21 protein-coding genes and 1 pseudogene are annotated in these 24,490 nt (G+C 61.3%); 10 read left to right on the top strand and 12 right to left on the bottom strand.

The genetic code is table 11. The features are described 5' to 3' along the window. Positions 1–199: 199 nt before the first annotated feature. Positions 200–1,834 (bottom strand): methyl-accepting chemotaxis protein, encoded by a 1,635-nt coding sequence (locus ACLH0I_RS16395; protein WP_250963563.1) that lies wholly within the window; start codon positions 1,832–1,834, stop codon positions 200–202. A gap of 274 nt (positions 1,835–2,108) precedes the next feature. On the opposite strand from ACLH0I_RS16395, the gene ACLH0I_RS16390 reads away from it, so the two are divergent. Together ACLH0I_RS16390 and ACLH0I_RS16385 are read left to right on the top strand one after the other, a co-directional pair. Then, entirely contained in the window at positions 2,109–2,939 is an 831-nt protein-coding gene (locus tag ACLH0I_RS16390; RefSeq protein WP_411384775.1) for an undecaprenyl-diphosphate phosphatase, read from the top strand. Then, complete coding sequence (locus tag ACLH0I_RS16385; protein ID WP_411384774.1) at positions 2,936–3,355, top strand: DUF1294 domain-containing protein; 420 nt, start codon at positions 2,936–2,938, stop codon at positions 3,353–3,355. Before ACLH0I_RS16390 ends, ACLH0I_RS16385 begins: the two co-directional genes overlap by 4 nt. On the opposite strand, the gene ACLH0I_RS16380 is transcribed toward ACLH0I_RS16385, so the two are convergent. Further along, positions 3,347–3,709: an MmcQ/YjbR family DNA-binding protein gene (locus ACLH0I_RS16380; RefSeq protein ID WP_250963591.1), complete on the bottom strand. Its 363-nt coding sequence runs from the start codon at positions 3,707–3,709 to the stop codon at positions 3,347–3,349. The genes ACLH0I_RS16385 and ACLH0I_RS16380 overlap by 9 nt on opposite strands. Then, positions 3,706–4,614 (bottom strand): LysR substrate-binding domain-containing protein, encoded by a 909-nt coding sequence (locus ACLH0I_RS16375; RefSeq protein WP_411384773.1) that lies wholly within the window; start codon positions 4,612–4,614, stop codon positions 3,706–3,708. Before ACLH0I_RS16375 ends, ACLH0I_RS16380 begins: the two co-directional genes overlap by 4 nt. A 129-nt stretch (positions 4,615–4,743) precedes the next feature. Here ACLH0I_RS16375 and ACLH0I_RS16370 point away from each other — a divergent pair, with 129 nt between their 5' ends. The 3 genes from ACLH0I_RS16370 (at position 4,744) to ACLH0I_RS16360 (ending at position 6,918) form a co-directional block, all read left to right on the top strand. Continuing rightward, positions 4,744–5,352, top strand: coding sequence for an FMN-dependent NADH-azoreductase (locus ACLH0I_RS16370; RefSeq protein WP_250963566.1), 609 nt, complete (start codon positions 4,744–4,746; stop codon positions 5,350–5,352). A gap of 183 nt (positions 5,353–5,535) precedes the next feature. Beyond that, a complete protein-coding gene (locus ACLH0I_RS16365) occupies positions 5,536–6,573 on the top strand; it encodes an alpha/beta hydrolase family protein (RefSeq protein ID WP_250963567.1) in 1,038 nt (345 codons plus the stop codon). Between the two features lie 180 nt (positions 6,574–6,753). Continuing rightward, complete coding sequence (locus tag ACLH0I_RS16360) at positions 6,754–6,918, top strand: hypothetical protein (RefSeq protein WP_411387575.1); 165 nt, start codon at positions 6,754–6,756, stop codon at positions 6,916–6,918. 333 nt (positions 6,919–7,251) lie between these two features. On the opposite strand, the gene ACLH0I_RS16355 is transcribed toward ACLH0I_RS16360, so the two are convergent. The 3 genes from ACLH0I_RS16355 to ACLH0I_RS16345 all read right to left on the bottom strand — a co-directional run bounded on the left by ACLH0I_RS16355 (position 7,252) and on the right by ACLH0I_RS16345 (position 10,841). After that, on the bottom strand, positions 7,252–7,377 hold the full coding sequence (locus ACLH0I_RS16355) for a hypothetical protein (protein ID WP_411387574.1): 126 nt from the start codon (positions 7,375–7,377) through the stop codon (positions 7,252–7,254). A gap of 176 nt (positions 7,378–7,553) precedes the next feature. Continuing rightward, positions 7,554–8,747, bottom strand: coding sequence for an MFS transporter (locus ACLH0I_RS16350; protein ID WP_411384772.1), 1,194 nt, complete (start codon positions 8,745–8,747; stop codon positions 7,554–7,556). 504 nt (positions 8,748–9,251) lie between these two features. Further along, positions 9,252–10,841 carry an ABC-F family ATPase gene (locus ACLH0I_RS16345; RefSeq protein ID WP_003181279.1) on the bottom strand — a complete coding sequence of 530 codons (1,590 nt, stop codon included), beginning with the start codon at positions 10,839–10,841 and terminating at the stop codon, positions 9,252–9,254. A 406-nt stretch (positions 10,842–11,247) separates the two neighbouring features. Between ACLH0I_RS16345 and lpxO the strand changes: the two genes are divergently transcribed. Next, entirely contained in the window at positions 11,248–12,147 is a 900-nt protein-coding gene (lpxO, locus tag ACLH0I_RS16340; protein ID WP_186709397.1) for a lipid A hydroxylase LpxO, read from the top strand. 140 nt (positions 12,148–12,287) lie between these two features. Here lpxO and ligD read toward each other — a convergent pair whose 3' ends face one another. Both ligD and ACLH0I_RS16330 read right to left on the bottom strand, forming a co-directional pair. After that, entirely contained in the window at positions 12,288–14,264 is a 1,977-nt protein-coding gene (ligD, locus tag ACLH0I_RS16335) for a DNA ligase D (RefSeq protein ID WP_250963571.1), read from the bottom strand. Positions 14,265–14,297: 33 nt separating this feature from the next. Continuing rightward, positions 14,298–15,188: a Ku protein gene (locus tag ACLH0I_RS16330; RefSeq protein ID WP_186709391.1), complete on the bottom strand. Its 891-nt coding sequence runs from the start codon at positions 15,186–15,188 to the stop codon at positions 14,298–14,300. A 262-nt stretch (positions 15,189–15,450) separates the two neighbouring features. Between ACLH0I_RS16330 and ACLH0I_RS16325 the strand changes: the two genes are divergently transcribed. The 4 genes and pseudogenes from ACLH0I_RS16325 (at position 15,451) to ACLH0I_RS16310 (ending at position 19,246) form a co-directional block, all read left to right on the top strand. After that, on the top strand, positions 15,451–15,792 hold the full coding sequence (locus ACLH0I_RS16325; RefSeq protein WP_250963572.1) for a hypothetical protein: 342 nt from the start codon (positions 15,451–15,453) through the stop codon (positions 15,790–15,792). A gap of 41 nt (positions 15,793–15,833) precedes the next feature. Beyond that, positions 15,834–16,982 carry a PQQ-dependent sugar dehydrogenase gene (locus ACLH0I_RS16320; protein ID WP_411384771.1) on the top strand — a complete coding sequence of 383 codons (1,149 nt, stop codon included), beginning with the start codon at positions 15,834–15,836 and terminating at the stop codon, positions 16,980–16,982. A gap of 347 nt (positions 16,983–17,329) precedes the next feature. Beyond that, positions 17,330–18,325: pseudogene (gene ilvA / locus ACLH0I_RS16315) on the top strand (threonine ammonia-lyase, biosynthetic); the annotation flags it as partial. A 639-nt stretch (positions 18,326–18,964) separates the two neighbouring features. Beyond that, a complete protein-coding gene (locus ACLH0I_RS16310) occupies positions 18,965–19,246 on the top strand; it encodes a DUF1652 domain-containing protein (protein ID WP_053119524.1) in 282 nt (93 codons plus the stop codon). An 84-nt stretch (positions 19,247–19,330) separates the two neighbouring features. On the opposite strand, the gene ACLH0I_RS16305 is transcribed toward ACLH0I_RS16310, so the two are convergent. The 4 genes from ACLH0I_RS16305 to ACLH0I_RS16290 all read right to left on the bottom strand — a co-directional run bounded on the left by ACLH0I_RS16305 (position 19,331) and on the right by ACLH0I_RS16290 (position 24,482). Then, positions 19,331–20,269 carry a carbohydrate kinase family protein gene (locus ACLH0I_RS16305; protein WP_411384770.1) on the bottom strand — a complete coding sequence of 313 codons (939 nt, stop codon included), beginning with the start codon at positions 20,267–20,269 and terminating at the stop codon, positions 19,331–19,333. A gap of 12 nt (positions 20,270–20,281) precedes the next feature. After that, positions 20,282–21,769 (bottom strand): xylulokinase, encoded by a 1,488-nt coding sequence (gene xylB / locus ACLH0I_RS16300; protein WP_411384769.1) that lies wholly within the window; start codon positions 21,767–21,769, stop codon positions 20,282–20,284. Positions 21,770–21,881: 112 nt separating this feature from the next. Further along, a complete protein-coding gene (locus ACLH0I_RS16295; RefSeq protein ID WP_411384768.1) occupies positions 21,882–23,363 on the bottom strand; it encodes a mannitol dehydrogenase family protein in 1,482 nt (493 codons plus the stop codon). 15 nt (positions 23,364–23,378) lie between these two features. Further along, complete coding sequence (locus ACLH0I_RS16290) at positions 23,379–24,482, bottom strand: ABC transporter ATP-binding protein (RefSeq protein ID WP_411384767.1); 1,104 nt, start codon at positions 24,480–24,482, stop codon at positions 23,379–23,381. Positions 24,483–24,490 lie beyond the last annotated feature (8 nt).

Here is a 24,490-nt window from a genome sequence, read left to right as displayed (position 1 = left end):
GGCGATTGTAAACGCTATGGCGTGGAGAGCTCCAATACCATTGTTGGTTGAGCCCGTGGCGAGGGAGCTTGCTCCCGTTGGGCTGCGTAGCGGCCCTTTTTTGTGAGTGCTGCGCACTCAAGCGGGAGCAAGCTCCCTCGCCACAGTGAATCACAACAGTTTCTAGTGTGCATCAACCCCTTTAGGCGCCTGACAGCCCTTAGACCCGGAACTGTTTGAGCAACCCGTTAAGTTGTTCACTCAGCGCCTTCAGGCGGCTGCTTGCCTGGCTGGACTGTTCGGCGGCCATGGCGGTGCTGTGGGACAGTCCGGCGGCCTGGGTGACGTTCTGGTTGATGTCTTCTACTACATGGGCCTGTTGCAGGGTGGCGCTGGCAATGGAGGCGTTCAGGCTGTTGAGGTTGCGCAGGGCCTGGCCGATGGCGTTGAGGCTGGCACCGGCCAGGCCCGCCTGTTCGATGGTCAGTTGCGAGGCACGGCTGCTGTCGCCGATGACTTTCACGGCGGCTTCGGAATGGGTTTGCAGGCGCTCGATCATCGACTGGATCTCAGCGGTGGACTTCTGCGTACGCTGGGCCAGCAGTCGCACTTCATCGGCGACCACCGCAAAGCCCCGGCCTTGCTCGCCAGCGCGGGCGGCTTCGATCGCAGCGTTGAGGGCCAGCAGGTTGGTCTGCTCGGCGATGGAGCGGATCACCTCCAACACGCTGCCAATTTGGGTACTTTCACTGGCCAGGGTGCGAATCACTTCCACCGCCTGGTCGATGGTCTGGGACAGGCGATCGATCTGCTGCAAGCTGCCGTCGATGTTGACCTGGCCTTGCTGGGCCTGGGATTCGGCGTCGCGCATCTCGCTGGCGGCGTGCTCGGCGTTCTTGGCCACGTCCTGCACGCCATACGTCACTTCATTGATCGCGGTGGCCACCAGTTCCATTTGTTGCGACTGCTGCTGGCTGCGTTCCTGGGCTTGAGCCGCGTCGTTGCCCAGTTCGTTGGAAGATTGCCCCAGCTCACTGGCCGAAGCCTGCAACTGGCTCACCACTTGGCGCAGTTTGGCGGTAAAGGCGTTGAAATGCCGGGCCAGTTGGGTGACTTCGTCCTGGCCGTGGGTGTCGAGGGTGCGGGTCAGGTCGCTCTCGCCGCTGGCGATGTTGGCCATGGCGTTGACGGTCTCTTGGAGCGGGCGGACGATGCTGCGTACGATCAAGGTCAAGAACAGGCTCATGAGCACGGTAATTGCCAAGCCGATCAAGGAGGCCTTGATCATCTGGGATTGAAACTCAGCCTGCACGTCATCGATGTAAACCCCTGAGCCGATGATCCAGCCCCACGGTTCGAACAACTTGACGTAGGAAGTCTTGCCGACCGGTGCTTCGGCACCCGGTTTCGGCCAGAGGTAGTTGATCATGCCGGCGCCCTTGGCCTTGGCGATGGCGACCATCTCGTTGAACAACGCGTAGCCGTTCGGGTCGCGGATCGCCGAGAGGTTCTGGCCTTCAAGCTTCGGGTTGGTCGGGTGCATGACCATGACCGGCGTCAGGTCGTTGATCCAGAAGTAGTCACTCTGGTCATAGCGCAGGCCTCGCACCGCGCTGAGGGCTTGCTTCTGCGCCGCCTCGCGGGTCAGGGTGCCGGCGGTTTCCAGCCCATGGTAGTAGCTCAATACGCCGCTGGCGGTCTGCACCACATGCTGGGTCTTCTGCACCTTGGCCTGATACAGATCCGTGTGGATCTGCTTGAGCATAAAGGCGCCGAGCGTGAACAACATCACGATGGCCACCACCAGGATGAGCCACAAGCGTCGGCTGATCGACACACTGCGCAAGCTATTCATACGCTGTCACTCCGGTTTCTTATTCTTGTCATTAACGACGGGCGGCACTTTAGCGCCTGGCGGCTATTGATGATTGACCTGGGTCATAACGCGGCAGCGTTATCAGGGCTTGTCTGATAGGATTTCGGCCCCGCGGCGCAAAACCTGAGCCTGTTCTGATTTTTTCATTGGTTTTTTTTGGATGATCGCAGCTATCGTGCAGCCGCTGCGTGGACCTGTATGACACTTGAATAGCGATAAGACCCGCATGAGCAGGGTCTTTTTTGGGGGATGAATGGATTTGTGGACGGCCTTTTCGGCATTGATTCTTGGCGTAGTAGAGGGTTTGACGGAGTTTCTACCGATTTCCAGCACGGGGCACCAGATCATCGTCGCCGACTTGCTCGAGTTCGGTGGCGAACGTGCAATGGCATTCAACATCATCATCCAGCTCGGCGCGATCCTCGCGGTGGTCTGGGAGTTCCGGCGCAAGATCTTCGATGTGGTGCTGGGCCTGCCGACGCAACCCAGCGCCCGCCGGTTCACCGCCAACCTGCTGATTGCCTTCTTTCCCGCCGTGATATTGGGCGTGCTGCTTGCCGACTGGATCCATCACTATCTGTTCAACCCGGTCACCGTGGCTGCCGCTCTGGTGGTGGGCGGTCTGGTGATGCTCTGGGCCGAAAAGCGCCAGCACCAGGTACATGCTGAAACGGTAGACGATATTTCCTGGAAGGATGCGTTGAAGGTCGGCCTGGCCCAGTGCATTGCGATGATCCCGGGTACTTCCCGTTCCGGTGCGACCATCATCGGGGGCTTGCTGTTCGGGCTGTCGCGCAAGACCGCTACCGAGTTCTCGTTCTTCCTGGCGATGCCGACCATGGTCGGTGCGGCCGTGTATTCGGGCTACAAGTACCGTGAGCTGTTCGTGCCGGCGGATTTCCCGGTGTTCGCCATTGGTTTCGTCACGGCGTTCATCTTCGCCATGATCGCGGTCAAGGGCCTGCTGCGGTTCATCGCCAGCCACAGCTACGCGGTGTTCGCCTGGTATCGCATCGCCTTCGGCCTGTTGATCCTGGCCACCTGGCAGTTCGGCTGGGTGGACTGGACGGCCGCCAAGCCATGAACGAGTCAGGCACCCGCAAACGCGCTGGGGGCAATGCCGGTGGCGCGGTGCAAAACCTGCGGCTCAAATTGATGGTGTTGGCGCTGGTCTGCGCCTTGCCGCTGTTCGGCTCGCTGCTGTTCGGCCTGCGGGGCGTGTCGTGGGGGCCGATGGCGGCCTATGGTGTCGTCAGCGTGGTGGCGTTCCTGCTGTACTGGAGCGACAAGCGCAAGGCCCGCGCCGACGCCTGGCGTACCCCGGAAAACGTGCTGCATGCACTGGAGCTGGCCGGTGGTTGGCCCGGGGCCTTGCTCGCCCAGCAGTTGTTTCGCCACAAGACCCGCAAAGTCTCGTTTCAAGTGGTGTTCTGGTTCATCGTGCTGCTGCACCAGGTGTTCTGGATCGACCAGTTGTTCCTGGGCAGTTATCTATTTTGAAGGCGAGAGCAACAAGCCCACCTGCGTGCGCTTGGGCAATTTGCTCACGACCAATTGATGTGAGCGTTGCAGCAGGCCACGCAGTTCTTCGGCCCCCAGCGGATAAGGCACCTGCATGATGACCCACTGGGCCCGCGCCAAATAAGGCGCGGGGTGAATGCCCGGCCGGTCGCAGTGCCCCAGGAACAGGTCCTTGTCGACCTTGAACGCCAACGAATCGCCCCGCAGGCCCTGGAGGGCGAACATCTTGTTCCCGGCAATGGAAAACACCCGCACGCCCCCCCATTTGTAGTCTTCCCTGGCACCGGGCAAACCCAGGCAAAACCGCGCGACATCCTCTTCGCTCAACCTCATAGCGTTTTTTCTCCACAGCCCTCGAAGGCTTCCACCAAATGATCGATCCAGGCGCGCACCGCTGGCAACATTCCACGCCGATGGGGGTAGACCGCCTGGAGCCAGCCGTCGGGCAATGACCATCCAGGTAGCAGTTCCACCAGTGTGCCGTCACGCAATTCCTGCTCGCAATACATGCTTGGCAATAACGTGAAACCCAGGCCGGCGAGGGTGCAGGACCGGCGCACGATGAAGTCGTCAATGCCCAGGCGGGCTTCCAGGCTCAGTTCGGCCTGCTGCCCATCGGCCTTGACCAGGCGTAGATGCACCAGGCGATCGGCTTCCAGCGCCCCCAGCACCGACAACTGCTTGAGATCGTCCGGGGTTTCGATTCGCCGCCCTTCGACGAAGGCTGGGCTGGCCACCAGCGTCAGCCGTGCCCGGCGCAGACGCCGGGTCATCAGCAGCGGGTCTTCGTCCCCCAGGTCGCGCACGCGCAACGCCACGTCGATGCCTTCGCCGATCAGGTCCACCCGCCGGTTGAGCAGGGTCATTTCTAGTTGCACCAGGGGGTATTTCGCCAGGAAGGTTTCGATCACCACCGGCAGGAACTGATGGGCCAGGCCCACCGGGCTCGACACTCGCAACCGACCGCGGGGTTCGCTGGACATGCTCGCCACCGCTTCGTCGGCCATCTCGGCCTCCAGCAACATGGCCTGGCAATGGCGCAGATAACGTTCGCCGACCGCCGTCAGTTTCAACTGCCGCGTGGTGCGCTGGAGCAGGCGGGCGCCGAGGCGTTCTTCCAGCTCGGCGATGCGCCGTGACAACCGCGATTTGGGAATGCCGAGCAAGCGCCCGGCCGCCGCGAAACCGCCGGCTTCGACGACTTTGGCGAAGTAATACAAATCATTGAGGTCTTGCATGTTGAATTCAATTGTCCTGTCAGTGGGACAAACTATCGCATTTTTGCTGACTTATCGATCATTCGCTTCATCGATAGGATTGTCGCCAATTGATCGCCTGGTTGCGGTCCTCATTTGGAGAGCACTGATATGAAACTGCTGCACATCGATTCGAGCATCCTCGGCGACCACTCCGCTTCCCGCCAATTGAGCCGCGAAGTGGTTGAAGCCTGGAAAGCTGCCGAGCCAGGCATCACCGTGACCTACCGTGACCTGGCCGCCGATGCCATCAGCCACTTCTCCGCCCAGACGTTGGTTGCCGCCGGCACCAGCGCCGAATTGCGCGACGCGGCGCTGAAGCACGAAGCCGATCTCAGCGCGTCGGCAATGGCCGAGTTCCTCGCGGCTGATGCCGTAGTCATCGCGGCGCCGATGTACAACTTCAGCATTCCGACCCAGCTCAAGGCCTGGATTGACCGCATTGCCGTGGCCGGACAGACGTTCCGCTACACCGAAGCCGGTCCCGAAGGCCTGTGCGGTGGCAAGAAACTGGTGATTGTCTCCACGGCGGGCGGTTTGCATGCCGGCCAACCGAGCGGCGTGGGTCACGAGGACTACCTCAAGTTGGTGTTCGGTTTCCTCGGCATCACTGATATCGAATTCGTCCGTGCCGAAGGCCTGGCCTACGGTGACGACATGCGCACCAAAGCCATGAGCGAAGCCACGTTGCAGATCGGCCAGCAGTTCGCCGCTGCGTAAATCCTGCGTAAAGGCAGCAAGCGCTTCGGGCAACCTTCGCAAAACCCTGTATTCTCGTCGTCATTGGATGGCCGGGATGCAGGGTTTTGCTGCGTTCGGCGCCGGAGAACTGGCGCAGGTTATGCACGGCCAAGACTGCGAGCGACGGGGCCTTCCCGTGCGCTGGTGAGGGGTGGAAATTCGATGGCACGTTTTGGTGCAGCGTTGCTGCTTTGCTTGTTTGCCAGTTCCGCTTCAGTGCAGGCCGCACCGGGGCCGCATCCGCATTGGAGCGCCGGTTTCCATGAGCTGAATTTTCTGGATCCGCTGGATCAGCAGCCGATGCACGCCATCGCCTTTTATCCGTCCACCGACCGCAAACAATCCAGCCTGCTCGGCGGCTACCAGATCGATGCCGCGCCGGAGGCTCAGATCGCCATCGGCCGTTTTCCTCTGTTAATGCTGTCCCATGGCAATACCGGCACCCCATTGGCCCTGCATGACCTCGCCACCTCGTTGGCGCGCAAGGGGTTCGTCGTGGTGGCCGTGATTCATCCCGGCGACAATGTCCAGGACCACAGCCGGCTTGGCACCCTGAGCAACCTGTACGGGCGGCCGATCCAGATTTCCGAAGCCATCACCGCGACGCTCAATGACCCGATGCTCTCGCCTTTCGTCAACGCCGGGCAGGTCGGGGTGATCGGTTATTCGGCGGGTGGCGAGACCGCTTTGATCCTGTCCGGTGCGACGCCGGACCTCAATCGCTTGCGCCGCTATTGCAAGGAGCGACCGGAGGACCGTGACGCCTGCAACACCCAGGGCGAGTTGATCGCCGACCGCGACGACCTGCAACCGGTGGCCGACCCCAGGGTCCGGGCATTGTTGCTGATGGCACCGTTGAGCCTGAAGTTCGGCCGTCATACATTGGCCGATGTCCATGTGCCGGTGCTGCTGTACAGCGGCGATGGTGACAATCTCGTGGCGTTTGACAAGAACGCCGCTGCCTTGGCCCGCAAACTGCCCACCGCTCCAGATTTCAAGACGCTGGCCGGCGCGGGGCATTTTGTCTTCCTGGCGCCGTGCACCGACGAGCAGATCGCCGCGATGCCGGCGCTCTGCACGGATGCCGATGGCGTCGATCGCAAGGACATTCACCGCACCATGATTTCCGAGGCCAGCCGCTTTTTCGGCGAGGCCTTGGGTAAGGCGACCCGGGCGGGGATGAAGACGGCTGATCAATAAGGTCATGCTGTTCACTTAGCGTTCGGGCTGATCTTCCGTTTCGAGTTGTTTGGTGTGTATATCCGTTTTTGCGGTAACGGCTGCTAATGGTTCCGCCCTTACGGCGGGTCACTTTTGAAAAGCGCAAAAGTAACCAAAACGCTTTATGCCCCACCACTCGGTGCCTCGCTAGGGCTCGGCATGCCCTCACTCCGGCATTGCTCCGTGGGCCGCCGCGAAGGGCCATCCATGGCCCAGCGCGGCTATCCCGGCATCCATGCCGGGATGCCCACTGCGCAATGCCTGCGTTCGGCCATCGTGGTTAACGGGGCGCCCGAGATCAACGTCCTCGCCGAGGCGGCCTGATAGCCGACCTGGTTCTTGTTGGGACCGCGTTTCTCCTGTGGGAACGGGCTTGCTCGCGAAGACGGTGTGTCAGTTTGCGATGATGTTGGATGGGGTGGCCTCATCGCGAGCAAGCTCGCTCCCACAGGTTTTGTGGTGCACATGAATCTTGTGTCTGCTGAAGATCCAATGTGGGAGCGAGCTTGCTCGCGATAGCGGTGGCTCAGTCACATAGATACTGGATATACCCGGCTCTTGCTTTGCTTTGCTTTGCTTTGCTTTGCTTTGCTTTGCTTTGCTTTGGATCTTGATCTTGATCTTGATCTTGATCTTGATCTTGATCTGGACGCCCCGTTAAACCACGCTGGCCGAACGCAGGCATTGTGGAGTGGGCACCTCGGCATGGATGCCGAGGTAGCCGCGCTGGGCCATGGATGGCCCTTCGCGGCGGCCCACGGAGCAATGCCGGAGTGAGGGCATGCCGAGCCCTAGCGAGGCACCGAGTGGTGGGGCAAAGCGTTTTTGGTTACTTTTGGCGCTTTTCCAAAAGTGACCCGCTGTAAGAGCGGAACCATAAGCCGCCGTTACCGAAGAAACGGATATACACACCAGAGCACCGGGCTTTCTCAAAAGCCAAAAAACGACAGTGAACAGTATTACAAAGGCGCATTCATGGCCCGCCGCCGCAGCAGCAACGTCAGCCCCAGCCCGCTAACCGACAACAACGCAGCACAGAAGAAAATCGACGAATAACCCAGGTTCAACGCCACCGCCCCCATCAGCGGCCCGGCAATCGCCAGCGCCAGGTCAAAAAACACCGCATAAGCACTCAAACCCGCCCCACGGCTGGTGTTCGGCACTTGCTTGATGGCCTCCACCCCCAGCGCCGGATACACCAGCGACAACCCGAAACCGGCCAGCCCGGCACCGACCAGGGCGAACGGAGTGGACGGCGCCAGCCATAGCAGTACCAGCCCAAGGGTTTCGATGCTCATGCAAGCGATGGCCGAGTTGAAGCCACCGAAGCGGGCGATGCTGGAAATGAACAACAGCCGCGCGAGGATGAAGCAAATGCCAAAAACCGTCAGGCACCAGGCCGCGCCAGTCCAGCCGCGACTGACATAAAACAGCGTAATGAACGTGGTGAGCGTGCCGTAGCCGATCGACGCCAGGCTCAGGCCCGCGCCGTACGGGGCAATGCGCGCAAACACCGCCCAGAAAGGTAAGCGCTCGCCGCGAATGACCGGCACCGACGGCTTGTTGCGAATCATCAACAGCGCAGCACCCGCCAGCAACGACAACGCAATGCCCAGGCTGGCAAACCCCAGCTCACCCACCATCACCACCCCCAGCGGTGCTCCAATAGCGATGGCCCCATACGAGGCGATGCCGTTCCAGGAAATCGAGCGGGCCGTGTGCTCCACCCCCACCTGGCCCATGCACCAACTGATGGTGCCCACGCCAATCAGCCCCTGGGCCACGCCGAGCAACAAGCGGCCAGCAATCAGAATCAGCAGGCTGGTCAGGGGAAAGCTTTGCAGCAAGGTCGAAATCAGCGTCAGCACGCCACTGAGCACAATCCCCGACAACCCGTAGACAATCGCCCGCTTGGTGCCTACGCTGTCCGACAACCGCCCGGCCATGGGACGGCTGAGCAGGGTCGCCAGGTACTGTGAACCGATGGTCAACCCGGCCACCACCGCGCTGAAGCCCAACTGTTCGTGGACATATCCGGGCAACACGGCAATGGGCAGGCCGATGCAGAGGAAGGCGATGAAGGTGTAGAAAACGATGGAGACGATCTGCAGGGTGATCGACAAGGAACTGGGGGCAGAGGAGGGCGTGGGCATGGGGCTCGTTCGCGGGCAGCGGTAAGAGAGCCTCATCATGGCGCGAGGTGGGGATAAAAGAAAGCAGGCTAACTAATGTATTGGGCAGACTGGGTGTTTAGGCGGGATGGATGCTGTGTGTGCCGGCGCCATCGCGAGCAGGCTCGCTCCCACAATGGATTTGGGTGTACGCAGCATTTGTGTATGCCACTAAACCCTGTGGGAGCGAGCTTGCTCGCGAAAGCGGTAGATCAGGCAATGATCAGTCGACTGGCATGCCGAATCGCGAGCAAGCTCGCTCCCACAATGGATTTGGGTGTACACAGCATTTGTGTACGCCACTAAACCCTGTGGGAGCGAGCTTGCTCGCGAAAGCGGTAGATCAGGCAATGATCATTCGACTGGCATGCCGAGTCGCGAGCAAGTTCGCTCTCACAGGGGCGTTACCCTTGGAATGCAAAAAGCCCCATCACAGTGGACGGGGCTTTTGACTTGCCGCTTTAAGCTTGCAACTCGGGGCTGCCCTTAGAACACCACACCCTGGCTGCGCAGGTAGTCGTCATAGGTGCCGCTGAAGTCGACCACGCCGTCGGCGCTCAGCTCGATGATGCGGGTGGCCAGGGACGATACGAACTCTCGGTCATGGCTGACGAAGATCAGCGTGCCCGGGTAGTTTTCCAGCGCCAGGTTCAGCGCTTCGATGGACTCCATGTCCAAGTGGTTGGTCGGTTCGTCCATCACCAGCACGTTCGGCTTTTGCAGGATCAGCTTGCCGAACAGCATGCGGCCCTGTTCACCACCGGAAATGACCTTGACCGACTTGAGGATCTCGTCGTTGGAGAACAGCATGCGGCCCAAGGTGCCACGAACCAGTTGTTCGCCGCCCTGGGTCCACTGGCCCATCCAGTCGAACAGGTTGACGTCGTCTTCGAAGTCATGGGCATGGTCCTGGGCGTAGTAGCCCAGTTCCGCGGCGTCGGTCCATTTCACGGTGCCGGCGTCCGGTTCCAGTTCATTGACCAGGGTGCGCAGCAAGGTGGTCTTGCCGATACCGTTCGGGCCAATGATCGCCACGCGCTCGCCGGCTTCGACGGTGAAGCTGAAATCCTTGAACAGCGGCTTGCCGTCAAAGCCCTTGGCCATGCGCTCGACAATGACCGCCTGGCGGTGCAGTTTCTTGGTCTGCTCGAAGCGGATGAACGGGCTGACACGGCTCGATGGCTTGACCTCGGCCAGTTGGATCTTGTCGATCTGCTTGGCGCGGGAGGTGGCCTGCTTGGCTTTCGAGGCGTTGGCCGAGAAACGGCTGACGAACGATTGCAGTTCGGAGATCTGGGCTTTCTTCTTGGCGTTGTCCGACAGCAGTTGCTCGCGGGACTGGGTCGCCACGGTCATGTACTCGTCGTAGTTGCCTGGGAACAGGCGCAGCTCGCCGTAGTCCAGGTCCGCCATGTGGGTGCAGACACTGTTCAGGAAGTGACGGTCGTGGGAGATGATGATCATCAGGCTCGAACGCTGGGTCAGCACGTTTTCCAGCCAGCGGATGGTGTTGATATCCAGGTGGTTGGTCGGTTCGTCGAGCAGCAGCACTTCCGGGTCGGAGAACAGTGCCTGGGCCAGGAGTACACGCAGTTTCCAGCCAGGCGACACTTCACTCATCGGGCCGAAATGCTGTTCGATGCCAATCCCCAGGCCCAGCAGCAATTCACCGGCGCGGGATTCGGCGGTGTAGCCGTCCATCTCGGCAAATTCGGTTTCGAGCTCGGCCACGGCCATGCCGTCTTCTTCGGTCATTTCCGGCAGCGAATAGATGCGATCGCGCTCGGCCTTGACCTTCCACAGCTCTTCGTGACCCATGATCACGGTGTCGATCACGGTGAATTCTTCGTAGGCGAACTGGTCCTGGCGAAGTTTACCCAGGCGCACGTTCGGCTCGAGCATGACCTGGCCACCGGACGGCTCGAGGTCGCCACCGAGGATTTTCATGAAGGTCGACTTGCCGCAACCGTTGGCGCCGATCAGACCGTAGCGGTTGCCCGCGCCGAATTTGACAGAGACGTTTTCGAACAGTGGCTTGGCGCCGAACTGCATCGTGATGTTAGCTGTAGAGATCAAAGGTTTATCCTGCGGAACATTCAGAGTAGCTAAGGGTGCGGCAGTACCTGTTCAGTACCTGTTTGCGCACGTCCCGACCGCGCAAAGGCGTCGCGGTCGCAAGCGCAAGGGTCCATCCGGCATAAGAGGACAGCAGCATACGGAGCGCCCGGCCCGGGTAGACGTGCGCCGAAGCCGCGGTTTGCGGCATCGGCCAAAGGGAGCGCGTGATAATTGGCGGCGATTGTACTGATCTGGCCGCATTAACGATAGGGTATTGCCCGGACAAGACAGTTTTTCACAACTTCAGGATAACTTTTGGTTACAAACTCTGGCTAAAATGCCACCTCACCCAATGCTATCTCCCTTGCCGCTTGGTTGGCCCGGAGACGCAGCCTGTTCACTCCCTGCATTGTGACGGACTTTCGTGAAGCTCATCATTGTCGCGATCTACCTCCTCTCCATCGGCTACGTTCACCTGCGTGGACGCGTGCGCCACAAGGTCGGACGCCAGTTGAGCGATCACTCGTCTTTTCTCGCACCGATCAATTGCCTGCTTTACCTGTGCTCGAAGCTGCCCAACAGGCCTTTCCTGAGCCCGACGCAGTTCCCGGACCTGAGTCCGCTGCAGGCTCATTGGGAAGAAATCCGGGCCGAAGGCCAGAGCCTGCTGCGGGCGGGGGAGATCAAGCGTTCCAATCAGTACGACGACGTGGGCTTCAACTCATTCTTCAAGACCGGCTGGAAGCGCTTTTACCTGAAGTGGTACGGCGACAGCCATCCGTCGGCCATGAAATTGTGCCCACGCACCACCGAATTGGTGCAGAGCATCGGGTCGATCAAGGCGGCGATGTTTGCCGAGTTGCCGCCGGGGTCGAAGTTGGTCCGGCACCGCGACCCCTATGCCGGGTCCTATCGCTATCACTTGGGCCTGGAAACGCCCAACGATGCCGGCTGCTACATCAATGTCGATGGCGAGGCTTATCACTGGCGTGACGGCGAAGCGGTGATTTTTGACGAAACGTTCATTCATTACGCCGAGAACACCACCGACCAGAACCGCATCATCCTGTTCTGCGACGTGGAGCGGCCGATGAAGTTTCCCTGGGCCACGGCGTTCAACCGCTGGTTCAGCCGCACCGTGATGGCGGCGGCCGGCGCGCCCAACGACGCGGGCGACAGGACGGGCGGCCTGAACCGGGCATTCTCCAGACTCTACAAGATACGTTTGCAAGGCAAGGCCCTGAAAAAGCGCAACCGCAGGTTGTACTACCTGCAGAAGTGGGCATTTTTCGGTGGATTGCTGGCGATCTTCGTCTGGATCTAAATCCCGTAGGAGCTGGCGAAGCCTGCGATCTTTTGATCTTGATCTTTTCGCTTGCGACTCAATCGTTTGGGACAAGATCGCAGCCTCGTTGCACTCGACAGCTCCTACGCGCTCCTACGCGCTCTTACGCCCCATAGGTTTCAGTCGGTGGGTTTTTGCGCGTCCAGCTGTTCCCACATCCTGGCGGTAATCCGCTGGCGGTGGTTATAACCTTCCCAAGGATCGGCGCCCAAGCCCCTGGCCCGCTCCAGCGCGGTATAGATATCCCATTGCTGGGCGTTGCGCAGGGTCGACAGTTCGGCGCGGGCAATGGGCACCGAGACCGGCAGGCCTGGCCTGGCGCGCACTGAATAAGCGGTTACCGTGCTGGCCCCGCGGGCGTTGCGCAGGTAGTCGACGAATATTTTCCCGACGCGATTCTTCGGTCCCATGGTGGCGGTGATGCGCTCCGGCGCTTGCCGGGTCAGGAACTGGGAGATGGCCTTGGCAAACGCCTTGGTGGTGTCCCAGCCCTCGTTTCTCGCCAATGGCACGATCACGTGCATGCCTTTGCCACCGCTGGTCTTGAGGAAGGCCTGCAAACCCAGCTCGTCCAGCACCGCCAAGGTCATGCGGGTCGCCTCGATCATCGCGCTCCAGGGCAGTGACGGGTCCGGGTCCAGATCGAGGACAAACAGGTCAGGCGTCTCGATCCGGTCGTGGGTCGCGGTCCAGGTGTGCAGTTCCACCGCGCCCATCTGCGCCGCGCCCACCAGCGCGTGGACGTCGTCGATTTCCATCAGGGCGGCATGACCCGGGTCCAGATGCGGATCCAACTGTTTGATGTGGGGAATCTCCAGTCGATCGGCGTGTTTTTGAAAGAACAGTTCTTCACCGATACCGTCCGGTGCCCGCAGCAGCGCGACCGGACGCAGCTTGAGGTGCGGCAGGATCCAAGGGGCGATGTCCAGGTAATACTGGGCCAGCTCGGCCTTTTGCACGCCGCTGACACTGTCGATGACCCGATCAGGGTGGGTGATCGTCACACCGTCCACCTTGGCCGCGCTGGCTTTGTGACGACGCTGAGGTTTTGGCGCAGTGGGTTTTATCGGCAGGGGCTGCTCACGAACAACCTTGCTGGCGGGCGTATCAGGCGGCAAGCCCAGGAAAATAGCCTGCCGCACCTGGTTGTCGCGGGTCCACTCGGTGAATTCGATTTCGCAGGTCAGGGTCGGCTCGACCCATTGCACGCCGCGCCCCTGTGTACCGTTGAGCGGCTCAGCCAGTGGTGGAGTATCGCGCTGCTGGGTACACAGTTGCTCGTGCAATTGCTTGATTTGCGCCTGGCTGAACCCGGTGCCGACCCGGCCGGCGTATACCAGCCCCGTTGGCCCGTTGACGGCCAGCAACAACGCGCCGAAACCGCTGCGTTTGCCTTGGGGGCGGGTGAATCCGACGATGACAAAGGCTTGGCGCAGCCGACACTTGAGCTTTACCCAATCGTCGCTTCGCCTGGAAACGTAAGGACTGCCCAGGCGCTTGCCGACCACGCTGTCCAATGAGAGCGCGATGGCGCTTTCGAACATATCGTGTTGGCTGGCGGAAAATGATTCGGAGAAGCGCAGGCGCTTGCTGGCGTTGTTGCCGAGGGCTTTTTTCAGCGCCGCACGGCGTTCTTCCACCGGCGCCTGACGCAGGTCGACGCCATTGAGAAAGGGCGCATCGAACAGGAAATACACCATGTCGACGGTGCGGCTGATCTCGAAGGCCTCGCGCAGGGCAGCAAAATCGGAATGGCCGGTCTCATCGAGCAGGACCAGTTCGCCGTCGAGCCAACTGTCCCCCAGGTTCAACCCGGCCAAGGCGTCGGCATGCAACTTCAGCCGATCGGTCCAGTCCTGATGATTGCGGTTGTATAACCGGACTTCGCCGTCTTCGATGCGGGTCAGCAATCGATAACCGTGGAATTGGACTTCGTAGCGCCATTCACCGGTGGGGGGCTCCTCCACGGGCGTGGCCAACTGCGGCGCCAGGCGTTCGGGCAGGGCTGTCGTTGCGCCTTGGCCAGGGTTGCGGGGCGTCGTTGCGTCCGACTCGGCATTGGACAAACGAGCAGATTCACTCTCGGCGTTGGCCATGACAGATTCCCTTGTATTGCACACGCCAGGGGGTTAACCCCGGGAGGCCTTGGTGGCTTTTTTGGCAGGAGCGGATTTGCGGGTTTTCGCAGGTTTCGCCGGGGCCTTCCCGGCTGATTTATCGGGTGCCTTGCCCTTGCCGCCGAGGCTGCGCTTGAGCAACTCGGTAAGGTCGATGACATCGGCGGTCTTGCGTTGTTCTTCGCCGGGATCGGTTTCCACCGCTTCGAGCCGTCCCTCGTTGGCCTTCTTCTCCACCAGTTCCATGATTTTGTCCTCGAAGCTGTCGCGGTACGCCTGGGGCTCCCAGTCGCCGCTCATGTCTTCCACGAGGCGCTTGGCCATTTCCAACTCGCCCTTGGCCAGGGTCGGGTTCGTGACCTCGTCGCCCAGCTCCAGGACATCCAACTCGCGTACCTCGGCGGGCCAGCGCAGCATCACCAGTACCAGTGCCGTTTCCAGGGGCATGAGGGCGGCCAGGTGCTGGCGGGTATGCAGCACCACATGGGCCAGCGCTACTTTGTTGGTCTTGACCAGTGTTTCGCGCAGCAAGGCATAGACCTTGCCGCCGCGTTTGTCGGGGGCCAGGAAATAGGGCTTGTCGATGTTTTGCAGGGGGATTTTTTCGCTGTCGACAAAGGAAAAGATGTCGATGGTCTGGGTGGACTTGGGGTGGGCGGCGCGGATCTCGTCTTCGCTGATGAGCACGTATTGGCCTTTCTGGTATTCCACGCCTTTGACGATGTCTTCCTTGGTCACCTCCTTACCGGTGACTTTGTTGACACGCTTGTAGCCCACCGGGTCCATGCTGCGCTTGTCCAGCCAGTCGAAATCCACGCCTTGGGATGCGGTGGCCGATACCAGCGCCACGGGAATGTGGACCAGTCCGAAACTGATTGCGCCTTTCCAGATTGCCCGTGCCATGGGGGTGTTTTCCTTGCCGGTGAGTGTCTCTCTGGTGACCTTCGGGCCTTGGAAAAAGTTTCCCCTGTGGGAGCGAGCTTGCTCGCGATGACGCCGGTACAGGCGCCATTGATGCAAACTGACCCACCGCCATCGCGAGCAAGCTCGCTCCCACAATGGTTCGGAGACGCTTGGTTACATCTTCACCGAGACATTTGCTTAACAAGGTCGAACCTGCGGCGTAGCGTGCTTTCGATATGCCTGAACCCAAGAGGTGCCCCCAATGAACAGGCTGATGATTGCCATCATGACGCTACTGCTGAGCGCCACTGCCCAGGCCGCCACGCCCAGCGATGGCCCGATGGTCCTGGCCCAGAACCTGCCGGGCAACAACAATCCCTATAACAGCCCGACGCGTCGAGCCAATCCCAACAGCATGCAGGGCACCCGGCCCAACGTGCCGACGATTCATAGCAATCCGACCGTGCCGGTGCCACGGCCTCCGACCCTGGAAAACGGCGGCATCGGCAATGGCTACCCCCGGTCCGGCCAGCCGTCGGGTTCGCCGCGACCGACCATCGAGTCTCCCACGCCACCCCGGAACAGCCAGAATGGCAATCGCTAGGCGCTGGAGCTGCTCTTTCAACACCGCAGAAGGAAATGTGCATGTTGCGTAAAACACCCTTGGCCGCATTCTGCGCCACTGCTGTCCTGACCCTTGCCTCGCCGGCCATCGCCGTGCCAACCCAGTCATTCAAAAGCGAGGAGGGCACCCTGGAAGTGACCACTGTGGTCAAGGGGCTGGAGCGCCCTTGGTCCGTTGCATTCCTGCCTGGCCAACAGGGCATGCTGGTGACGGAGCGAGAGGGCAACCTGCGCGTGGTCAGTCCCGACGGTAAGTTGTCCGCGCCCCTGAGCGGCGTGCCCGAGGTGTGGGCCAAGGGCCAGGGCGGCTTGCTGGACGTGGTGCTGTCGCCGGACTTCAAGCAGGACCGCACCGTCTACCTGTCCTATGCCGAGGCGGGCGCGGACGGCAAGGCCGGCACCGCCGTGGGACGCGGGCAATTGTCCGAAGACCTCAAGAGCCTGAAAAACTTCGATGTGGTCTTCCGCCAGCAACCCAAGTTGTCCACGGGCAACCACTTTGGCTCGCGACTGGTCTTCGACCGCGACGGCTATCTGTTCATCACCCTGGGGGAGAACAACGACCGACCCACCGCCCAAGACCTGGACAAGTTGCAAGGCAAGGTCGTGCGCATCTACCCCGACGGCAAGGTTCCCGACGATAATCCCTTCGTCGGCCAGAAAGGCGTCCGTCCCGAGATTTGGTCCTACGGCGTTCGCAACCCCCAGGGTGCTGCCCTCAATCCGTGGAACGGCACTCTGTGGGAGAACGAGCATGGGCCCCGGGGCGGTGATGAATTGAACCTCATCGAGCGTGGCAAGAACTACGGCTGGCCGTTGGCGACCCACGGCATCAATTATTCCGGCGCCCCGATTCCCGAAGCCCAGGGCAAGAGCATCGAAGGCGGTATTGACCCCTTCCATGTCTGGCAAGTGTCTCCCGGGCTCAGCGGCATGGCCTTCTACGACCATGAGCGCTTCAAGGCCTGGCAACACAGCGTGTTCATCGGGGCCCTGGTGTCCGGTGAACTGATCCGCCTGCAACTGCAGGACGACAAGGTCGTTCATGAAGAGCGCCTGCTGGGCGAACTCAAGGCGCGAATCCGAGATGTGCGCCAGGGGCCGGATGGGTACCTGTATGTGCTGACGGATGAGGACGACGGGGCGTTGTACAAAATCGGACTCAAGTAATTGGAGGACAGCGTGGGAGCGAGCTTGCTCGCGATTGCTTTGGGTCAGTCGGCATTGACGCTGACTGACGCGCCGCTATCGCGAGCAAGCTCGCTCCCACAGTAATGCTGTTCACTTGAGGCCCTCATCACAAGAGCCAATACTGGATAGCATTTGATCTTTGCCATTGACTTGCCGCCAACGCACCGCTAATTTCCAGGCATGAATTCAACCGTACTGCGTAGCCAGCCAAGCATTATTACCGCCATTCCTTATTTGGCGGGCTAGCTGACGGCTACACCGAACCCGCCCTGGAGGCGGGTTTTTTCTTTCTGTCTCCTGGGCTCCGACCGAACCAGGAGATCGCCATGACCACAGTCCACACCGAGCAAGCCCTGCTTGAGCACTACGTCAAGAAAATCCTCGCCGCGCCGGTCTACGAACTGGCGGTGCGCACGCCGCTGCAAGCGGCACCTGCGCTGTCCGAGGCCCTGGGCAACCGGATCCTGCTCAAGCGCGAAGACCTGCAACCGACCTTTTCCTTCAAGATCCGCGGCGCCTATAACAAGCTCGTGCACCTGACCGCGGAGCAGCGGGCCCGTGGCGTCATCACTGCCTCTGCCGGCAATCATGCCCAGGGCGTCGCGCTGGCGGCACGGGAACTGGGTATTTCGGCCAGCATCGTCATGCCCGTGAGCACCCCGCAGTTGAAAGTGCTGGGGGTGCGCAACCGCGGCGCCGAGGCGCTGCTGCACGGTGACAGTTTTCCGTTTGCCTTGGCCCATGCGCTGGACCTGGCCGAGCAGACCGGGCGGGAGTTCGTCTCGCCTTTCGATGACCCGGATGTGATTGCCGGGCAGGGCACCGTCGCCATGGAGATCCTGCGTCAGCATCCGGGCCGGCTGGACGCGATTTTCGTCCCGGTCGGTGGCGGGGGGTTGATCGCGGGCATCGCCGCCTACGTCAAATACCTGCGCCCGGACGTTCGCATCATCGGTGTCGAGTCGCAGCACTCTGCCTGTCTCCAGGCTGCGCTGGCCGCTGGGGAGCGGGTCACCTTGCCCGAGGTGGGAACCTTTGCCGACGGCGTGGCCGTGGCGCAGATCGGCGCCCATGGCCTGGATATCTGCCGATTCTGTGTCGATGAGGTGATGACGGTGACCAACGACCAACTGTGCGCTGCGATCAAGGACATCTATGACGACACCCGTTCCATCACCGAACCCTCAGGCGCGTTGGCGGTGGCCGGGATCAAGCAATACGTGGCGCGCACGGGGGTGCGAGGCGAGACCCTGGTGGCGATCGATTCCGGCGCCAACATCAACTTCGACAGTTTGCGCCATGTAGCGGAGCGGGCAGCAATAGCTGTAGCGGACAATGCCGCATGACGCACTGCAATCCCGTGTGGGATCTGGATTGCTCGCGATAGCGATGGTTCAGTTTGCATTGATGTTGAATGGGCTGGCCTCTTCGCGAGCAAGCTCGCTCCCACAGGGAACGGTGGTAAATCCAAATCCAACAGTCACTCCAGAACAATGTGGGAGCCGAGCTTGCTCGCGATGACGGCAGTCTATTCAACATCAATGCAAGCCGATCCACTGAAATCACGCGCAAACCCGCTCGCGTCGAACAATTTTTGAACAAGGCGACGGGCGCCCGCCCAGGTGCCTGCAATTGAGGCTACTCTAGCTTTCGACATGCTCGCCACGATTGCACTTTGCATGGAAAACCCGCCGTTTCCTTGCATTTTGCACGAGAGGTCCGATTGGTCTCGACGCTAAGCGATTGATTTATATCAGTGCGCTGTCTCGTCAATAAGGGCATATTTTTTGCGGGATAGTCTTGGAGTTCGATCAGGGAGTTCGCTTTCACGAGCTCAATAATAGAAACGCCAAAAAGAACGAACGGCACGGTATTCATAGTCCCAGTCCGCAGGGAAGTAAACGGACGAACATACCGCCGTCGTGAACATAAATTGGCCGCCTCAACAGGAGAGAGTCGCCATGTTTTTATCTGCCCTCGAAATGCGAAACATCATTGAAAGCAGCTTGCTGCCCAAGCGCTCGCAATGCACGTTGTCACCTGAGCTGACGATGACGATCAAGATCTTCGATGACCACAAGACCGATCATGTGGCCTTGGTCAAGACCGATATCGATGCCAGGAAACTCACCGGCTGCCGGGCCATCAACGACCTGATCGCCGAGTTGCGTACCGAGCTTGACCACAACCCTGCCGCTGGCAATCATTTTCATCAGCAACACCAGCGAATGACCGGGCGCTGAGTACGGCCTTGTCCTTGTCAGTCTGACGCTCGGGTCCGGCGATGTCCGAACCCGGCGTACAGTTCTCCAGCGGTCCTGCGCACCTCAGCCCAGTTGCTGTCGGTAAGGCAGGTCCGGACCGGTTTTGCCGCACGTCAGGGCGGCGGCTCGAATAGCGAACTCCAGCATTGCGCTGATCTGCTCCCGGGTCAGGGTGCGCACGCCTTCGACCGAATCCAATTGCTGTTCGGTCAGCCACGCAATCAGCGCGGCCTGGAAGGTGTCGCCCGCACCCACGGTGTCGGCTATTTTCACCGGGCACGCCGGCAGCGACCATGTACCGTGTTGGCGACTGAAGACCGTAGCCCCCTGGCCGCCACGGGTCAGGAAGACCATTTGGCAACGGTGCCCCAGCCAACCTTTGATGATCGCCTGGGCCTCGATGCCTGGATAGAGCAGGTCCAGATCTTCGTCACTAACTTTGATCAGGTCGGCGTATTGCACCAGTGTCGCGATTCGCGAGCGCCACAGCTCAATGTCTGGCTGCGGGTTGAGCCGCACGTTCGGGTCGAGGCTGATCAGGCGTTGGCCACTTTCCCGTTGCACCAAGGCCAGGAGCGTGTCCGCAATGGGCTGCACCACCAGCGAGAACGAGCCGACATGCAAGCCACGCACCTCAGGGCCGAGGTCCGGTAGATCGGCCAGGCTCAGTTGTCGGTCGGCACAGCCTTCGCCACGAAAGCTGTAGTGGGGCGAGCCGTTGGCGCCTACGGCGACCATCGCCAGGGTGGTCGGGGCGTCGAAGTCCATCAGGTATCGAGCGCTGACACCTTCGTTGAGCAGCACCTGCTGCAGGCGCCGTCCCAGGTAATCGGTGGACAGGCCGGCAAAGAGTGCCGATTCAATGCCCAGGCGGCGCAATCCCACCGCCACGTTGAACGGCGAGCCGCCGGCAATCGCCTTGTAGTTCACCTGCGAGGCAGGGCCGTCCGCCTCGGTCCCACTGAAAAAATCAAACAGCGCTTCACCACACACCAGATACATAGTTGCCCGCTCTCAAAGGGTTGCGACGTGTTGTCGATAACGTTCATAAGCCTGCTGGGACGCCGCGACATGGGCGGCGACTGGCCGGGTTTCGCTGGCCGGGTCGAGCTTGACGCAGCGCTCGCACAGTTCAGCCAGGCCGTCTGGTTGGCCTGAATGGCACCACGCTGCCTGGATCGCCGCACCCAACGCCGCTGCTTCGCTTTGTTCGGTACAAATGACGGTGGTGTCCATGATGTCGGCGACGACCTGCCGCCACACTGGGCTCTTCGAACCGCCGCCGATCAGCCGAATGCTCTGGGCCTTGAGCCCGTTGGCCCGCAACAGGTCCAAGCCATAGCGCAAACCGAAGGTCGTGCCTTCGACCACGGCGCGGCACAGGTTGGCCCGGGTCAGGTTGGTGGTGGTCAGGCCCAGCAGGCTACCCGTGGCATGGGGCAGGGCAGGCACCCGCTCGCCGTTGAGGAACGGCAGCATCGACACACCTTCTGCGCCAATCGGGGCCTGGACCACCAAGGCGTTGAAGGCGTCGATGTCCAGGTCCAGCAGCTCGCGGATCGCTCCGGTGGCGTTGGTCAGGTTCATGGTGCAGATCAGCGGCAGCCAGCCACCACTGGAAGAACAGAACGTCGCCACTGACGGTTGCGGGCTGACCGTGGGCTCTGCGGCATAGGCGTAGACCGTGCCGGAGGAACCGAGGCTCATGGTGATCACGCCGGGCTGGATATTGCCGGTGCCGATGGCGCCCATCATGTTGTCGCCACCGCCACTGGCCACCACTGCGTCGGGGTTGATGCCCAGGTGCTGGGCAATGGCCGGCAGGATGCGTCCCACCGGCTGATGGGCCTCGATCAGCTCCGGCAGCGCCGCTTGCAAGCGTCCGCTGGGGTCGATGTGTTGCAGCAACGGCACGTCCCATTGGCGGGTGCGCACGTTGAAGTAGCCGGTCCCCGAGGCATCGCCGTATTCGCTGCAATGGCGACCGGTGAGCCAGAAATTGAGGAAGTCGTGGGGCAGCAGGACGCTGGCGATGCGTTCGAACAACTGGGGATGTTGCTCCCGGGTCCAGAGCAGTTTGGAAACCGTGTAGCCCGGCGCGATCACCACGCCGAGGCGTTCGAGGCTGCCGTCTTCGCCGCCCAGGTGGGTCAGGAGCCGATCGTTTTCCGGCGTCGTCTCGGTGTCGCACCACAGCTTGGCCGGGCGCAGGACCTGGCCCTGGTCGTCAAGCAGCACCAGACCGTGTTGCTGGCCGGACACGCCGATGCCGAGGATCGCCTGGCCATCGACCCCGGCGGCGGCCAAGGCCTGGTGCGTCGCCTGGGTGAATGCATCGAGCCATTGCTGGGTGTCTTGTTCGCGGCGACCGTTGGCCCCGCTGATCATGCTGTGGGCAGCGGCGCCCTGGCCGAGGACCTGGCCGCTGAGCGCATCCAGGATCAGCGCCTTGGTGCCTTGGGTGCCGCAGTCGATGCCCAGGAACAGTTGTTGGTTTGCCATGGAAATCCTCGGTCGTCAGAACCAGCAGGTAATAGCAGTTTGGTCAGCAACCACACGATCTGTGGCGAGGGAGCTTGCTCCCTCGCCACAAAAAGCGGTTCGCGGTCGAGGGCTAGTTCGCCTCGGCCAGCACCCGCTCAAGTGTTCGTGTGACCCCGTGCTCGCGCAAGCTGTTGCAGCACCATTGGAATGCTGCCACGAATTCCGGAGAGCGGGGGATCGCGGTGCCAAAGATTTCCTCCACCTCCAGCACCCGCTGGGTCACCAGCGCATCGTCGGCCACCAAGGCCTGGCAGAACGCCGCCCGTGGGTCCGGGATCGAGTACGTCACGCCGTTCTCGTCCACACCCTTCAGGTACACCGCCCAGGCCGCGACGACCAGCGCCGCACGGCGAGTTTCGCCGCCGTCGGCGATCAAGCGGTTGATGGTCGGGACGGTGAATTTTGGAAACTTCGACGAGCCGTCCGAACAGACCCGTTCCAACTGGTCGGCAATCGCCTGGTTGGAAAAACGCTCCACCAGGGTGTTCTTGTAGTCGTTCAGGTCGATGCCCGGTACTGGCGCCAGTTGCGGCGTCACGTCCAGGTCCATGTAGGCGCGCATGTAACGCACGAACAGCGGATCGTTCATGGTTTCGTGGACGAAGCGATAGCCCTTGAGAAAGCCCAGGTAGGTCAGCGCCAGGTGACTGCCGTTGAGCAGCTTGATTTTCATCTCTTCATAGGGGGAAACGTCATCGGTGAACTGCACGCCGACCTTTTCCCAGGCCGGACGGCCGCTCACGAATTTGTCTTCCAGCACCCATTGCACAAACGGTTCGCAGACCACCGGCCAGGCGTCGTCGATGCCGTGTTCGTCATGCAGCTGCAAGCGATGGGCGCCGCTGGTCATCGGGGTAATGCGATCGACCATGGCGTTGGGAAAGCTCACGTTCCTGTCGATCCATTGGCCCAGTTCCGGGTCGCGTAGCGCGGCAAACGCCAGCAGCGCCTTGCGCGTGACGGCGCCGTTGTGGGGCAGGTTATCGCAGGACATCAGCGTGAACGCTGGCGTCCCCGCGGCACGGCGCTTGGCCAGGGCGGCACAGAGAAAGCCGAAGACAGTCTTCGGTGCCTCGGGGTGGGCCAGGTCGTGCTGGATCTGCGGCAGGTGGGCCATGAACTCGCCATTGCTGTCGTCGATGCAATAGCCACCTTCGGTGATGGTCAGCGAGACGATACGGATCTGCGGCTCGGCCAGTTTGTCGATCAGCGCCTGGGCGCCGTCTTCGGCCAGCAACATGTCATTGATCGCGCCGATCACGCGAACTTCGGTGTCATCGGTGTCGCCCAGTTCGTACAGGGTGAACAGGTAGTCCTGGCTGGCCAGGTCATCCCGGGCACGCCGGTCCTCGGCCCGCAGGCCCACGCCACAGATGGCCCAGTCCAAGTCAGCGCCGGTGTTCATCAGCGCATCGGTGTAGTACGCCTGGTGCGCTCGGTGGAAACCACCGACGCCGATGTGGGCGATGCCCTGGCGGATATCGCTCAAGGGGTAGGCCGGCAGGGCGACTTCGGGGTTGAGGTTGTGCAGGTTTTGTCGGTTGAGTTTCATCGCAAGTCTCGGCAATCAGGCGGCGGCGCGCAGCGCGCGGTTCACCGCGACGCCCTCGGCATCGAATAAATGGCAGTGTTCAGCGTCCAGGTGCAGGCTCAACTGCTCGCCGAAACGGCTCGCCAGGTCGCCGCGAACGCGCATGGTCAAGGCTTCGCCGGAGGCCGTGACGACGTGACAGAAGGTGTCGCTGCCCAGCCGCTCGCTGACGTCTGCGGTGACTTGCAACGTGCAATCGCCCGGTTGCGCCAGGTTCAAGTGTTCCGGACGAATCCCGAGGGTCACCGCAGCGCCGACGCTCAGGTTGGCGCCGCTGCGCGGCAGATTGATGCGTGTACCGGCGTCCAGCAGTACTTCACAACCCTGGCCGTCCAGGGCGGTAACCTTGCCCTTGAGGAAGCCCATTTTCGGTGTGCCGAGGAACCCGGCGACAAACAGGTTGGCCGGCTGGTGATACAGCTCCAGCGGCGAGCCGACCTGCTCGATGCGCCCGCCGTTGAGCACCACCACCTTGTCAGCCAGGGTCATGGCTTCGACCTGGTCGTGGGTCACGTAGATCATGGTCGCCTGCAACTCTTTGTGCAGGCGCGCCAGTTCCAGGCGCATCTGCACCCGCAGGGCCGCGTCGAGGTTGGACAGCGGTTCGTCGAACAGGAAGATTTTCGGGTTGCGCACGATGGCCCGGCCGATCGCCACGCGCTGGCGCTGGCCGCCGGACAATTGCTTGGGCTTGCGCTCGAGCATCGGCCCCAATTCCAGGATTCGCGCCGCTTCATTGACCTTCTTTTCGACGTCGGCTTTGGGCACGCCGGCCAGGTCGAGGGCGAAGGACATGTTTTTGCGCACGCTCATGTGGGGGTACAGGGCGTAGGTCTGGAACACCATCGCCAGGTCGCGCTTGGCCGGGCTGACTTCAGTAATATCCCGGCCATCCAGTTCGATGGTGCCGTCGCTGACCTCTTCCAGGCCGGCGATCAGTCGCAGCAGCGTGGACTTGCCGCAGCCCGACGGGCCGACGAAAACCACGAACTCGCGGTCGTTCACCTCAAGGTCGATGCCCTTGATGATGGAGAAGCCTTCGAAACCCTTTTGCAGATTCTTGATTTTCAGGTTGGCCATGATGATGG

The sequence above is a fragment of the Pseudomonas sp. MPB03 genome (assembly GCF_046605385.1).
GTDB lineage: Bacteria > Pseudomonadota > Gammaproteobacteria > Pseudomonadales > Pseudomonadaceae > Aquipseudomonas > Aquipseudomonas zanjanensis.
Note: the sequence above shows the minus strand (reverse complement) of the source record. Positions and strands in the feature narration are given on the sequence as shown.